The organism is Flavobacterium sp., assembly GCF_029945805.1.
In the GTDB taxonomy this organism is placed as follows: Bacteria; Bacteroidota; Bacteroidia; order Flavobacteriales; family Flavobacteriaceae; genus Flavobacterium.
Genome location: NZ_JAQSDH010000009.1, coordinates 63,447 through 76,879 on the forward strand (window position 1 = coordinate 63,447; position 13,433 = coordinate 76,879).

At 34.0% G+C, this 13,433-nt stretch carries 15 protein-coding genes; 9 read left to right on the forward strand and 6 right to left on the reverse strand.

Going from position 1 to position 13,433, the window contains the following annotated elements; translation table 11 throughout:
- Positions 1-58 precede the first annotated feature (58 nt).
- Positions 59-406 carry a phage holin family protein gene (locus PSU83_RS02155; RefSeq protein WP_300586209.1) on the reverse strand — a complete coding sequence of 116 codons (348 nt, stop codon included), beginning with the start codon at positions 404-406 and terminating at the stop codon, positions 59-61.
- Between the two features lie 102 nt (positions 407-508).
- Here PSU83_RS02155 and PSU83_RS02160 point away from each other — a divergent pair, with 102 nt between their 5' ends.
- A complete protein-coding gene (locus PSU83_RS02160) occupies positions 509-1,423 on the forward strand; it encodes a choice-of-anchor J domain-containing protein (RefSeq protein WP_300586211.1) in 915 nt (304 codons plus the stop codon).
- A gap of 52 nt (positions 1,424-1,475) precedes the next feature.
- Here the strand turns inward: PSU83_RS02160 and PSU83_RS02165 are convergent, their stop codons facing one another.
- Together PSU83_RS02165 and PSU83_RS02170 are read right to left on the reverse strand one after the other, a co-directional pair.
- A complete protein-coding gene (locus tag PSU83_RS02165) occupies positions 1,476-2,237 on the reverse strand; it encodes an alpha/beta fold hydrolase (RefSeq protein WP_300586213.1) in 762 nt (253 codons plus the stop codon).
- Positions 2,238-2,324: 87 nt separating this feature from the next.
- Positions 2,325-3,038: a pyridoxine 5'-phosphate synthase gene (locus PSU83_RS02170; protein WP_300586215.1), complete on the reverse strand. Its 714-nt coding sequence runs from the start codon at positions 3,036-3,038 to the stop codon at positions 2,325-2,327.
- A gap of 115 nt (positions 3,039-3,153) precedes the next feature.
- On the opposite strand from PSU83_RS02170, the gene PSU83_RS02175 reads away from it, so the two are divergent.
- The 8 genes from PSU83_RS02175 (at position 3,154) to murI (ending at position 11,488) form a co-directional block, all read left to right on the forward strand.
- The gene (locus PSU83_RS02175) at positions 3,154-3,813 is read left to right on the forward strand and encodes a CBS domain-containing protein (RefSeq protein ID WP_300586218.1); all 660 of its coding nucleotides are present in this window, start codon (positions 3,154-3,156) and stop codon (positions 3,811-3,813) included.
- Positions 3,814-3,897: 84 nt separating this feature from the next.
- Positions 3,898-4,779 (forward strand): NAD kinase, encoded by an 882-nt coding sequence (locus PSU83_RS02180; RefSeq protein ID WP_300586220.1) that lies wholly within the window; start codon positions 3,898-3,900, stop codon positions 4,777-4,779.
- A gap of 167 nt (positions 4,780-4,946) precedes the next feature.
- The gene (locus PSU83_RS02185) at positions 4,947-5,633 is read left to right on the forward strand and encodes a DUF6089 family protein (RefSeq protein ID WP_300586222.1); all 687 of its coding nucleotides are present in this window, start codon (positions 4,947-4,949) and stop codon (positions 5,631-5,633) included.
- Between the two features lie 3 nt (positions 5,634-5,636).
- Positions 5,637-6,377, forward strand: coding sequence for an isoprenyl transferase (locus PSU83_RS02190; protein WP_300586224.1), 741 nt, complete (start codon positions 5,637-5,639; stop codon positions 6,375-6,377).
- Complete coding sequence (locus PSU83_RS02195) at positions 6,310-9,060, forward strand: POTRA domain-containing protein (protein ID WP_300586226.1); 2,751 nt, start codon at positions 6,310-6,312, stop codon at positions 9,058-9,060. Before PSU83_RS02190 ends, PSU83_RS02195 begins: the two co-directional genes overlap by 68 nt.
- 36 nt (positions 9,061-9,096) lie before the next feature.
- The gene (locus PSU83_RS02200) at positions 9,097-10,089 is read left to right on the forward strand and encodes an OmpH family outer membrane protein (protein WP_300586227.1); all 993 of its coding nucleotides are present in this window, start codon (positions 9,097-9,099) and stop codon (positions 10,087-10,089) included.
- 31 nt (positions 10,090-10,120) lie between these two features.
- Complete coding sequence (locus PSU83_RS02205; RefSeq protein ID WP_300586229.1) at positions 10,121-10,621, forward strand: OmpH family outer membrane protein; 501 nt, start codon at positions 10,121-10,123, stop codon at positions 10,619-10,621.
- Positions 10,622-10,708: 87 nt separating this feature from the next.
- Positions 10,709-11,488: a glutamate racemase gene (murI, locus tag PSU83_RS02210; protein ID WP_300586231.1), complete on the forward strand. Its 780-nt coding sequence runs from the start codon at positions 10,709-10,711 to the stop codon at positions 11,486-11,488.
- A gap of 97 nt (positions 11,489-11,585) precedes the next feature.
- On the opposite strand, the gene PSU83_RS02215 is transcribed toward murI, so the two are convergent.
- The 3 genes from PSU83_RS02215 to PSU83_RS02225 all read right to left on the reverse strand — a co-directional run.
- Positions 11,586-12,101 (reverse strand): gamma carbonic anhydrase family protein, encoded by a 516-nt coding sequence (locus PSU83_RS02215; protein ID WP_300586233.1) that lies wholly within the window; start codon positions 12,099-12,101, stop codon positions 11,586-11,588.
- Positions 12,102-12,142: 41 nt separating this feature from the next.
- On the reverse strand, positions 12,143-13,141 hold the full coding sequence (locus PSU83_RS02220; protein WP_300586235.1) for a type IX secretion system membrane protein PorP/SprF: 999 nt from the start codon (positions 13,139-13,141) through the stop codon (positions 12,143-12,145).
- Between the two features lie 5 nt (positions 13,142-13,146).
- Positions 13,147-13,433, reverse strand: a 287-nt coding sequence (locus tag PSU83_RS02225; protein ID WP_300586237.1) for a T9SS type B sorting domain-containing protein, incomplete at its 5' end; no start/stop codon positions are given.

Below are 13,433 nucleotides of genomic sequence, written 5' to 3' on the forward strand. Positions count from 1 at the left end.
CAAAATTATAACATTTCTGCAACCCAACCAAGTTTTTGTTTTAATGATTTGTACGTTCTTATTTAGTCTCGCCTGTAAGTTGGAAAAGCAATGATTGGAAAAGCGATAAGATAATACTAAATAGCATTGCCGTCCAGAAACTGTCAATTCTAAACTCAACTAAAAAGTGATCACATAACATAATAATAATCGTGTTGATGACTAATAAAAATAAACCTAATGTAAAAAAGGTTATTGGCAAGGTGAGTAGTACCAAAATAGGTTTTACGAAAAAATTTAAAAGTGCCAATACAATAGCGACTTTTAAAGAAGTTTCTATGCCGTTTGAAATAGTAACGCCTTTCATAAAGTTGGCAATTAGCATTACTAAAAGTGCAGTAATGAATATTCTAAGTATAAGTTTCATGTGTTAAATGTTTGAAATAGGCATGCAAAAATAGGCTATATATTTTTTTTTTAAATTTAAAAAACTAAATTTGTTTAAATTTAACTTTAAAAAACAAAAATTATGAAAAAATTATTACTTTCTATTTTATTTATTTCCGGTTTAAGCGCTAGTGCTCAAACTACGATTTTTCAGGACAATTTCGATTCTTACACTGATTTTGCTAAGGCAGGAGTTGGTTCTTGGACTTTGACAGATATTGATTTAAGACCTACTTACGGTTTTGGTGGAGGAACTACTTTTTTAAATTCAGGAACGCCTATGGCTTTTATTGTTTTTAACTCTACAACTGTTACTAGGACTGGCGGAACAGGTTTACCTGTTAGTGCTACAAGTGATTGGACTGCACGTTCTGGTCAAAAAGCAATGGCTTGTATTGCGGCTGTTCCTAATGGAGCTTTTCCAACTAACGACGACTGGTTAATTTCTCCTCAAATTACTTTAGGTTCGTCTGGTAATGAACTTTCTTTTTGGGCAAAATCATGTGATGGTGATTTTCCTGATGAAGTATTTGAAGTTTTTGTTTCAACAACAACTACCGCAGTTGCCAGTTTTACTTCAATAGGCGCATCTGAAACAACAGCTTTTGGAACTTACACAGAGTACATTTATGATTTAACTGCATTTGATGGCCAACCAATATATGTAGGTATCCATTGTACATCTGCAGATCAATTTGGATTTATGCTTGATGATTTTAAAGTTACTACAACTGGTTTAGGTGTAAATGAAGCTTTCGCTAGAAAATTCAGCACTTATCCTAATCCTGCTAACAACGTTGTAAACATTTCAAACAATGACAATATCATTTTAACAAATGTTGATATTAATGACATAAACGGAAGAACTGTTAAAACTATGAAAGTTAATAACCTTTCTGAAGTGCAATTAAATGTGAATGACTTAACTTCGGGAGTTTATTTTATGAACATCAGTACTGATTCTGGTACTGCAGTTAAGAAATTCATCAAAAACTAACTTTTAAAATTTAGTTTTAAAAAAACCCTTTTCAATTTGAAAAGGGTTTTTTTTATTTTAAAAATTTTGCGGTTTCCTCAAAAAATAACTTTGGATTTTCAGCATGAAGCCAATGACCAACATTGTTAATAGTGGCTAGTTTAAAATTTGGAAACTGTTTTTTAATTTCAGGAAGATCTGTATCTAAAATGTATCTGGAATTTCCGCCTCGAATAAATAATGTAGGTTTATCAAAATGATTAGCTTCTGGTAAAGCTTCGCCAATACTTTCAATTTTAGCATTGAAAACAGCGAGATTAAATCGGAAAGCCAACTGTCCGGGTTCAACCCAATATAAATTTTTCATCAAAAATTGTCGTGTTCCGAAATCGGGAATAAACGGATATAAAATTTCTTCAACTTGGGTTCTGTCAGGTTTTGTAGTAAAATCTATGGCGTTTAATCCAGCTAAAATGTCGTCGTGATGTGGCGCATAATATTTTGGGCCAATATCAGCAACTATTAATTTATCTACAAGTTCGGGATGAGTTGTCGCAAACAACATCGCTACTTTTCCGCCCATCGAATGACCGATTAGAGACACCTTAGCTAAATTTTTCTGTTGGCAATATTCCAAAACATCATTCGAAAGTACCATATAATTGAATTCGTCTGAATGAAAACTTTTGCCGTGATTTCTCAAATCGATTAGGTGAACCTGAAAACCTTCGGCGGCATAAAGCGGACCAAAAGACTTCCAATTGTCGGACATGCCGAGAAATCCGTGAAGGATTAAAAGTGGCTTGCCTTGGCCTTCAATACGGGAATTTAGCATACAATTTTAGATTTTAGATTTTTAATTTTTGATAGCAGAATCAATCTTAAATTCACAGATCGACATTCGTTAATCATCAATTTCAATTTATTTTAATTTGTTTAAATACATATTAATAACATTGTCTAAGCCAAGATACAGCGCTTCTGAAATCAAGGCGTGACCGATGGATACTTCTAATAATCCCGGAATGTTTTCTTTGAAGAATTTGATATTGTCCAAACTCAAATCATGTCCGGCATTTATTCCTAGTCCCAATTCATTGCATAAAAGAGCTGAAGCTGTATAAGGTTCAATGGCTTTTTGATTTCCTAAGCCGTATTGATGCGCGTAGACTTCGGTGTATAATTCGATTCGGTCGGTTCCTGTTTTTTTTGCACCTTCTATCATTTCCGCAATTGGATCTACAAAAATGGATGTTCTGATTCCGTTTCGCTTGAATTCGGCAATAACTTCTGTCAAATAGGATTGATTTTTAACCGTGTCCCAACCCGCAGACGAGGTAATTGCTCCAATAGCATCGGGAACCAAGGTTACCTGTTCGGGTTTACATTCCAACACTAAATCGATAAAATTGTGCTGCGGATTACCTTCAATATTGAATTCGGTATAGACAATAGGCTTCAAATCGCGTGCATCTTGATAGCGGATGTGTCTTTCATCGGGACGTGGATGTATCGTAATTCCTTGTGCTCCAAAGCGTTGAATGTCTTTGGCTACCTGGAGTAAATCTGGAACATTTCCGCCACGAGCATTTCGTAAAGTCGCTATTTTATTGATGTTTACACTTAATTTTGTCATAGAAAAGTTTAATGAATTGCACATTTTAATAATGTGATTACAAAAATACAAAGTAAAACTAAGTCATCATATCGCAAATTTTGATTATTTTGCAGTCGCAAAAAGAAAATAATACATGAGGCAACTTTCAGAATATATCAATAACGATTTTAAACCTTTTCCAATTACGGAAACTGTGGCAGAAGTTCATGATTTCTTTGCGGATGTTTCCTATACCCATTTTCCAATTATAGAAAATGACGCATACATAGGTTGCATTTCTGCTGTTGATGCTGAAACTTTTGAGGTTTCGAAGGCACTAGCTGACTATAGGTATATGCTGGAAGGTTTTTTTGTTAGATCAACAATGATTTGGCTTGATGTTTTAGAGGTTTTTGCCCGAAATAACTCGAATATTATTCCAATTTTGGATGATCAGAATAAGTATGTAGGGTATTACGAAATTACAGATGTTATAAAATTTTTGACTGAAACGCCATTTCTTAAAGAAACCGGCGCTGTAATTATAGTAGAAAAACCAACGGCCGATTATTCAATGAGTCAAATTTCCCAAATTGTCGAAAGTAATAACGGAAAACTTCTTGGCATCTTTGTTTCGGAAGCCGATTCGGAAAAAGTACAAGTTACCATTAAGACTACTGCTGGAGGAACAAATGAGATTATACAGTCTTTTCGTCGATATAATTATGAAATAATTTCAGAACATCAAGAAGACGATTATTTGAATACGTTGAAAGAACGTTCGGAATATTTGGATAAATATTTAAATATTTAAAAAATAGAAAGCTCAGCGTTGAAAGCAAAACATTCACGAATAAAGTATATAGTTCTGAAGTCTGAAATCTGAAATCTAATCACCATGAAAATTGCCATCTTCGGACAGTATTACCAAAACGATACACGACCAATTATTAAAGATATTTTTGTTTTTTTCAACAGAAATAACGTCGAATTAGTAATTGAAGAAAATTTTCTAAAAATATTATATGAAGAAGAAATTATTTCCAAACCGTACAAAACTTTCGCGTTGCATACCGATTTAGACAATAGTTATGATATTTTAATTAGTATTGGTGGAGATGGGACAATACTAAGAGCGGCTACTTTTGTTCGTGATTCTGGTATCCCAATTCTTGGAGTAAATGCTGGAAGACTTGGTTTTTTGGCCAAAGTTCAAAAAGAAAATATTGAATCCTTTCTTCAGATCGTATTGGAGAAAAAATATACAATTTCTGAAAGAACGTTACTAAGTATGGAAATCAATCCAACCTATTCCGATTTTGAAATCAACTTTGCAATGAACGAAATCTCGATTAACAGAAAAGATACTACTTCAATGATAACGATTGAAACCTATCTGAATGGAGAATATTTAAATTCATACTGGGCGGATGGTTTGATTGTTTCTACGCCCACGGGTTCTACGGGATATTCGCTTAGTTGCGGTGGACCAATATTGATGCCTGACGTAAAAGGCTTGGTTATAACGCCAATTGCACCACACAACTTAAATGCGCGTCCTCTTGTAATTGCTGATGACACGGAAATAAAACTTAAAGTTTCGGGTAGAGAAGAAAAGTATTTGGTTTCATTAGATTCAAGAATAACTTCTATTAATAATAATGCTGAGTTGCGGATTAAGAAAACACCCTTCAAAATCAACATGGTTGAAATCCCAGAAGAAACTTTTCTTAAAACACTTCGTAACAAACTGCTTTGGGGACAGGACAAGAGAAATTAGAAAAAAATCACTATGCATTTATACTACAATTCTAAATATTACGTTTTAGAACATAAACCGTTCTATCACTAACAATTCTCAGCACTTCCTTTTATTTGACATAAATCCTGAATTCATGTTAGATAAGTACTCAGAATTGTTATATTTGCACGCTATTTTCAATTTTAATGAAAAAGATTTTAGTATTATTTTTTTGTTTTATTTTCCAAAATATTTTGACTGCACAAATTCATGAAATTGGTGTGTTCTTAGGCGGAAGTAATTATATTGGAGATGTTGGTAAAACCAATTATGTGGATCCAAACGAATACGCTTTTGGGATTATATATAAATGGAACAAAAGTCCACGACATTCGTATAGGTTTTCTTATACGCAGTCTAATATAACCGCAAACGATTTAGATTCTGAGGTTCCGGCAAGAGAACAAAGAGCTTATAATTTTAAGAATCATATAAAAGAATTTTCGGCTGGGTTGGAATTTAATTTTTTCGATTTTAACCTGCATGAAGTATTAAAAAGAAAGATAACGCCTTATGTGTATTCGGGCATTTCCGTTTTTTCATATGATGAATTATTTTTTGTCAATGGGCAATATAAAAAGGACTTTGCAGCGACAGGATTTGCCATTCCGATGACTGTTGGACTAAAAGGAAATGTGCTAGAAAATTTTATCCTTGGGTTTGAAGTTGGAGCACGATATACTTTTACAGATAATCTTGATGGTAGTTTGCCTAAAAATAAAAATTTAGAGACCTTGAAATTTGGAAATATAAACAGCAAAGATTGGTACGTTTTCACGGGGTTTACAGTAACGTATACTTTTGGAGACAAGCCATGTTATTGTGCGGATTAAATAATGAGCCTGCTAACTACTATAAATAAAGACAACTTACCAAAACATTTGGCCATCATCATGGACGGCAATGGGCGTTGGGCTAAAAAGCAAGGACTGTTAAGAGCGTTTGGACACGAAAAGGGCACGAAATCAGTTAGAGTTACGGTAGAAACTTGTGCCAAATTAGGAATTGAAAACTTAACATTATATGCTTTTTCAACTGAAAACTGGAATAGACCAAAACTAGAAGTTGACACTTTAATGAAACTATTAGTTAATTCGTTGAAAAATGAATTGGAAACTTTAGAAAAAAACGATATCCGTTTAAACTGTATTGGGAATATCGATTTACTTCCTTCAAAGGCAAAAAGAGAACTCTTAGCAGTTATTGAAAAAACTAAAAACAATACCAGAATGACACTCACATTGGCTTTGAGCTATGGTTCAAGAGAGGAGTTGTTAAATGTTGTTAAAATAATAAGTGACAAAGTTAAAAATAATATAATTTCGATAGACACTATTGATGAATCAATTATAAATGAGCATCTTTACACGCGAAATTTACCTGACGTAGATTTAGTGATTAGAACAAGTGGCGAACATAGAATCAGTAATTTCTTGTTGTGGCAAATAGCCTATGCAGAGTTTTATTTCACTGATGTATTGTGGCCCGATTTCAAAGATGAAGATTTATATGCAGCCATTATTAGTTATCAAAAAAGAGAACGTAGATTCGGAAAGACCAGTGAACAAATTAAATAAAATTTCAGTGCAGATTAAATCTCAAAAAACACTTCTACTTCTTATATTACTTGGAAGTTTTTTTCAATTTCAAGCTCAAGATAGAATTCCTTTTGACCAAGGGAAGAAATATATTCTATCCAATGTAAAAGTAAATGGAAAAATCAGTTATAACGAACAAACTGTAGTAACATTTGCAGGTCTGGAAAAAGGACAACAAATTACCGTTCCTGGAGAGGAAATAAGCAATGCGATTAAAAAACTTGGGAAATTGGGTCTTTTCAGCGACATTGATTTTTACGTTAACAAGATTGAAAATGATAGTATTTGGTTAGATTTAGATATTGTGGAGTTACCAAAACTGAATGAAGTTAAATTCCAAGGTGTCAAAAAGTCAAAAACCGAAGCGCTTATCAAAGATAATGCATTGACAAAAGGTAAAATTGTAAACGAAAACCTTATTACAACTACAAAAAATTATATTGAAAATAAATATAAAAAAGACGGCTACTTTAATACCAAAGTTTTTATAAAAACTATTCCTGATACTACCGAAGGAAATCAAGTAAAAATGCTTGTTAACATCGATAAAGGAGATAAGCTCAAGATTTCTAAAATAACTTTTGATGGCAACGAAAAATTCTCAGATGCCAAACTCAGAAGTGCTATGAAAAACACGAAACAGATTAACAGGTTTCGGGTTTTAAAAGGATCAAAATTCATAAAGGATAAATATAAAGAGGACTTAACGTCAATTGTTGACAAATACAAAGAGAAAGGGTTTAGAGACGCCCGTGTTGTTAGTGATTCTGTTTTTTTAAATGCAAAAAAATCAAAATTAGCAATAAATATTAAAGTAGAAGAAGGAAAGAAATATCACTTTGGAGATATAAAATTTCTTGGAAACTCTGTTTATTCGGATCAACTTCTTGGAAGAGTTCTAGGGATTAAAAAAGGGGACACTTACAATGGAGTTCTTTTAGAAAAAAGAATAGCAGACAAGTCAAAGCCTGATGGAGAAGATATTACAAATTTATATCAAAATAGCGGTTACTTGTTTTCAAATGTTAATGCAGTTGAGGTAAAGACAGCTAACGATACAATCGATTTTGAAATCAGAATAACAGAAGGACCAGTTGCTTATTTCAATAACATTACCGTTGTTGGAAATGATAAAACAAATGATAGAGTGATCTACAGAGAATTAAGAACACAACCGGGACAAAAATACAGTAAAGAAGATTTAGTTAGAACAATTCGTGAGATTGGTCAGTTAGGTTTCTTTGATCCTGAAGCTATTGATCCAAAATTCAAAAATGTAGATCCTTCTGCAGGAACAGTTGATATTGAATATAATGTAGTTGAAAAAGGGTCTAGCCAAATAGAACTGCAAGGAGGTTACGGTGGCGGTGGATTCATCGGAACATTGGGACTGTCGTTCAATAATTTCTCAGCAAGAAATTTATTTAAAAAAGATGCTTATAAGCCGCTCCCAATGGGTGACGGACAGAAAGTTGCTTTGCGTTTACAGGCGAGTTCATTTTTCCAAACTTACAGTTTATCGTTTTCAGAACCGTGGCTTGGTGGAAAAAAGCCAATACAGTTTTCAAGTTCATTATCACACAGTAAGCAGTTTTTATACTCAGGAAATTCAAGCAATGTAGATAGAACTAAGAGTTTTAACATCACTTCGTTGTCGGTTGGAATTGCAAAAAGGTTAACTGTGCCAGATGATTATTTTGTGTTTTCAAGCTCAGTAAGTTTTCAATATTACGATTTGAATAACTATAATACAGGTCTATTTACTTTTGGTGACGGTTCTTCTCGAAATTTAGCCTATACAGTTGGCTTGAGTAGAAATAATAAAGGGGTTAATCCAATTTATCCAACATCAGGTTCTGAATTTAGTGTTTCAGCCAAATTTACTTTGCCATATTCATTGTTTAACGGCGTGAATTATGGAGATTTGGAAAATCAAGAAAATTATAAACTTAAATATGTTGATGGTTCAACTTTAACAACAGTACCAACTTCAGGTGGCGCAATTCCGGCTATTGATGATTATTTGCAAGAAACTGCAGCTGGTTCAGGAATTTATCAAACAGTAGGAAGTGATTATACATTAGCAACAGCCGACAGAGCTAAAGTGGATCAGGAAAAATTTAGTTGGTTAGAATATTATAAATTAAAGTTCAAAGCCGACTGGTATACTAGATTAGCAGGAACACAGTCAAAAGCATTAGTACTAAAAGCTTTAGGAGAATTTGGGTATTTAGGAGCATATAATAATGGTCGAGGACTGGTTCCCTTTGAAAGATTCTTTCTTGGGGGCGATGGTTTAGCTAACTTCTCGTTAGACGGTAGAGAAGTTGTGCAGTTGAGAGGATATCCAAATCAATCATTATCATCGCAAGATGGAGCAACAGTTTATAATAAATTCTCATTAGAACTTAGGTATCCATTAACATTGAAAGCAGCAGCATCCATTTATATGTTGACTTTCGTTGAAGCAGGAGCATCTTATAATACCTTTAAAGAATACAATCCATTTGTATTGCAACGTTCTGCAGGATTCGGATTGAGGGTATTTATGCCAGCATTTGGTTTGTTAGGAATTGACTTTGCACACGGTTTTGATCCAGTACCAGGTTTTACAAAACCTAATGGTTGGGAGACACATTTTATAATTGGTCAACAATTTTAATTATATTTGGTACATTATTTATTAAATTATAATCGAATGAAAAAATATTTTGCAATAACAGTCCTAGTTATATTCTCAGTTTTTCAGCTAAACGCACAAGGCAGAGGTGTAAAAATTGGTTATATTGATATGGAATACATTTTACAAAATGTACCCGATTATAGTGAGGCGAAAAGTCAATTGGAGCAAAAAGCCCAAAAATGGAAGCAAGATATTGAAGCAAAAAAAGTGGATATTGCTAAACTTAAAGATGCATTAAAAACAGAAAGAGCACTATTAACTAAAGAACTAATTGACGAGCGAGAAGAAGAAATAAAATTTCAGGAAGACGAGCTTCTGGATTTTCAACAAAAGAAATTTGGACCCAATGGCGATTTGATGACTCAGAAAGCAGTCTTAGTTAAACCTATTCAAGATCAAGTTTTTACAGCGGTTCAAGATATTGCTGAAGCTAAGAAATACGATTTTGTATTTGATAAATCCTCTGATTTGACAATGCTTTTTTCGGCAAAAAGATTCGATATCAGCGAACAAGTCATTCGAGTTATTACCCGTGCTGAGAAAAGACAGCAGATGACGAATAAGCAAATAAAAGCTCAGGAAGCTAAAGAAGAATTAGACGATGCGGTTAGTGATAATCCTGCACTTGAAGCTCGTAAGAAGGCTTTAGATGACAAAAAGAAGGCTAGAGAAGATTTGGTTGCGCAAAGAAAAATTGCTGCTGAAGAAAAGAAAGCAGCTGCGGCTTTGAAACGACAAGAACTACTTGATGCAAAGAGCGGGAAAAAAACTGGCACGGTTACTGCTACTGAGAAAAACGAAGATGGAGCAACGCCACCTGCAGACGGTAAAACGACAACGGAAACAAATCCTGTAAATGATATTAAGGCTGATAAGGCTGCTGAAAGAGCCAGACTTTTAGCAGAAAGAAAGCAAGCTTTAGAAGAAAAAAGAGTAAAGGCTTTAGCTGACAGAGATGCAGCAAAAAAAGCGAAAGAAGACGCAAAGAATAAACCAAAAGACAAATAAAAATAATAACAATAATTAATACTTTTTTAAAATGAAACGATTGAAATCATTATTACTAGCTACTGTGTTGTGTTTAGGGACAAGTTATACGATCAATGCACAAGCTAAAACGGCACATGTAGATGTAAATGAAATTATTTCTAAAATGCCAGCGATGTTAGATGCTCAAAAACAATTAGATAAATTGAGCGCAACTTACGACACTGAGTACAAAACAATGGCTCAGGAATATCAAGCTAAAATCGATAAATACGATAAAGAAGCTTCAACTGTTGGAGATGCTGTAAACGCAACTCGTCAAACAGAAGTGCAGGATTTAGTAAAACGTATCACGGATTACAGAGACAATGCTCAAAAAGAATTGCAAAAGAAAGAAGCAGACATGGTTAAGCCTTTAATGGAAAAAATCAAAGCTTCAATTGCTAAAATTGGTAAAGCAAAAGGATACCAATATGTTTTAAATGTTGCTGATTTACTTTTGGCTGATGGTCCAGATTTAACAGCTGACGTTAAAAAAGATCTAGGATTTTAATCTGAACTTGTTTCAGTTTCTAAAAAGTTCTTAATACTATCTAAAACTGCTCAAGAAATTGAGCAGTTTTTTTTTACTTTTGTTTCTATGGAAAATAATAATCCCATAGGGCTTTTTGATTCGGGTATCGGTGGAACCTCCATTTGGAAGGAAATCCACGAAGTGCTTCCTCATGAGGATACAATTTATCTTGCCGATAGCAAAAATGCACCTTATGGACAAAAGTCAAAAGAAGAAATAATTGCCTTAAGTATAAAGAATACTGAATATCTTCTGAATCAAAACTGCAAAATTATTGTGGTGGCATGTAATACGGCTACAACGAATGCAATAAGAGAATTAAGAGCAAAATATGATGTTCCGTTCATCGGAATCGAACCTGCAATTAAACCCGCGGCAGTTAATTCAAAAAAAAATATAATAGGCATTCTTGCCACACAAGGAACCCTCAACAGTGAGTTGTTTCATCAAACTGTTGAAAAGTTTCAGGAAACAAAAATCATTGAACAAATTGGAACCGGCTTGGTCCGTCTTATTGAAAACGGCGAAATGAATTCTGAAGAAATGGATGCGCTTCTGCAGCAATACTTGCAGCCAATGATCCATGCTAATATAGACTATCTAGTATTGGGTTGCAGTCATTATCCTTATCTTATTCCACAGATAAAAAAGATACTTCCAAAAAACATTAAAATCATCGACTCAGGTCAAGCAGTTGCGCTTCAAACTAAAAATATTTTAAGCGAAAAAGTTGGGTTAAATTTTCAGAAGGATAAAGGAAAATCTGTTTTTTATACTAATTCCAACCCAAAGGTCTTAACGGAAATTCTAGAGCACAAATACCAAGTCATTTTTAAAGATTTTTAGGAGCCAAACTCTAGGAATACTTAAAACCCTATTCCTGCTGTCCGCGCTACAAGGTAGCTTGCTCCCATCAGGGCTAGATTCAAACTAATGTTTTTCTTTAATCTTCCTTGAACCAGCTCGAATACATCACATAATTATTAGAAATACGCTCAATTTCTCCAGAAAAATTAGATTGGTCAATGTCTTTTACTTTCTTAGCTGGAATTCCAGCATAAATCGTCCCAGATTCAACTACGGTGTTTTGAGTAACAACTGCACCTGCCGCAACGATTGAATTGCTCTCAATCACACAATTATCCATTACTATAGAACCCATTCCAATTAATACATTATCATGAATTTTACATCCGTGAACAATTGCATTATGACCTATGGAAACATTATTTCCAATTTCTGTCGGATGTTTTTGATACGTACAATGAATTATTGCGCCATCCTGAATATTAACTTTGTTTCCAATCTTGATATAATGCACATCACCTCGAATAACAGCATTAAACCAAACACTACAAGAGGCGCCTAAAACTACATCTCCAACAATAGTTGCATTTTCTGCAACATAACAATCTTCAGGAATTTGCGGGCTTTTACCGTTGACAGCTTTTATAATCATAGTTAAAAAAAAGTGTCCCGATAAAATCGGGACAGTTAGTATTAATTAATGGCAGGACAATTACAGTGATATTTCTCTGGTTTACAGAATAAATTGATTCCGAGCGTTATTTGGTGAAAACCACCAGCATCAAACTTTACATCGCCAACCAAGTGAGAATAAGTATAAGATAACATGAAGTTTTTAATATTAGCTCCGATGATAGGAGTGATGTATTGTAATTTTTGGTCAGCAACACCATTTCCTTGTACGAATTGTGCGCCATCAAGACTTCTTCTATAGGATAATCCTCCCCATAATCTTCCGAATTCCATATTTTTGTATGCTTTCAGGTTTAAATCAACTGTCTTTTCTTGAGTCAATGTAACTAATTGGAACATAAAAGAAGGTTCCCACAGAATGGCATCAGGATCTCCAAAAGTATATCCGCTATTTAAAATAAACCTTCTTAAATTTATAGGCTCGCTGTCAGTATATAATTTTCGGTCACTTGCCAATGCATTTTTTACAGTTGCATGAACGTAGAAATCAAGAAAATTATAAGACGCTCCAATGTCAACATTAAAATAAGTTGATCTTTGAATTGAACCAAAAACTACTGGGTCAAAGCTAGGGTTATTGTCATAAAAAGTACTTTCGTCTAGATTACTTTGAATAAAACCAGCACTCATACCAAATGAAAGTTGGTTTAAATCAACATTATCACGAGAGAACATGATGTGGTGCGCGTAGGTTAGTTTCATCCCAGTTTGTGAGTGATAACCGTTTTTATCGTTAAAAACAATAATTCCACCGCCTGATCTTTCGCCTAAGGCTCCGTTGAAACTTACAGTTTGTAATGCCGGGGCGTCTTTTTGACCAAACCATTGTTGTCTTCCTGTTAATCTAAGTTTTGCACAATTAGCTGCGCCGGCCATCGAGGGATGGAGCAAATAATAGTTGTCTGATAAGTAATCGGAATAAACTGGTAAACCTTCTTGTGAATACGAAAATTGTGCTACTATTAGTAGTGCTAACAAATAAATCTTTCTAAAATTCATTATAACTATCTTTTTAATGAGAAATGGGCTTTAAACTGTTTTGCTGTGGTTTGTTCCGTAAAATCAACTGTGAACCAGTAATCGTCTGAAGGTAAGGTATGTCCGTTATATGTTCCGTCCCATCCTAGCCCTGTCGAACTGATTTGTTTCATTAATTTACCATAGCGGTCAAATATATAAATTTTTGCGTTAGGTTGTCCACCTAATCCAACAATATTCCATGTATCGTGAATTCCGTCGCCATTTGGTGTGAAATAATGCGGATAATCAATTACTTGAACATCTTCTATAA

Excerpts from the sequence above, each read along its gene's own strand:
- PSU83_RS02165 (WP_300586213.1), bottom strand. The coding sequence starts at position 2,237 with ATGCTAAATTCCCGTATTGAAGGCCAAGGCAAGCCACTTTTAATCCTT.
- murI (WP_300586231.1), top strand. The coding sequence starts at position 10,709 with ATGGAAAATAATAATCCCATAGGGCTTTTTGATTCGGGTATCGGTGGA.
- PSU83_RS02180 (WP_300586220.1), top strand. The coding sequence starts at position 3,898 with ATGAAAATTGCCATCTTCGGACAGTATTACCAAAACGATACACGACCA.
- PSU83_RS02205 (WP_300586229.1), top strand. The coding sequence starts at position 10,121 with ATGAAACGATTGAAATCATTATTACTAGCTACTGTGTTGTGTTTAGGG.
- PSU83_RS02175 (WP_300586218.1), top strand. The coding sequence starts at position 3,154 with ATGAGGCAACTTTCAGAATATATCAATAACGATTTTAAACCTTTTCCA.
- PSU83_RS02185 (WP_300586222.1), top strand. The coding sequence starts at position 4,947 with ATGAAAAAGATTTTAGTATTATTTTTTTGTTTTATTTTCCAAAATATT.
- PSU83_RS02155 (WP_300586209.1), bottom strand. The coding sequence starts at position 406 with ATGAAACTTATACTTAGAATATTCATTACTGCACTTTTAGTAATGCTA.
- PSU83_RS02220 (WP_300586235.1), bottom strand. The coding sequence starts at position 13,141 with ATGAATTTTAGAAAGATTTATTTGTTAGCACTACTAATAGTAGCACAA.
- PSU83_RS02195 (WP_300586226.1), top strand. The coding sequence starts at position 6,310 with ATGCAGCCATTATTAGTTATCAAAAAAGAGAACGTAGATTCGGAAAGA.
- PSU83_RS02160 (WP_300586211.1), top strand. The coding sequence starts at position 509 with ATGAAAAAATTATTACTTTCTATTTTATTTATTTCCGGTTTAAGCGCT.
- PSU83_RS02200 (WP_300586227.1), top strand. The coding sequence starts at position 9,097 with ATGAAAAAATATTTTGCAATAACAGTCCTAGTTATATTCTCAGTTTTT.
- PSU83_RS02170 (WP_300586215.1), bottom strand. The coding sequence starts at position 3,038 with ATGACAAAATTAAGTGTAAACATCAATAAAATAGCGACTTTACGAAAT.
- PSU83_RS02190 (WP_300586224.1), top strand. The coding sequence starts at position 5,637 with ATGAGCCTGCTAACTACTATAAATAAAGACAACTTACCAAAACATTTG.
- PSU83_RS02215 (WP_300586233.1), bottom strand. The coding sequence starts at position 12,101 with ATGATTATAAAAGCTGTCAACGGTAAAAGCCCGCAAATTCCTGAAGAT.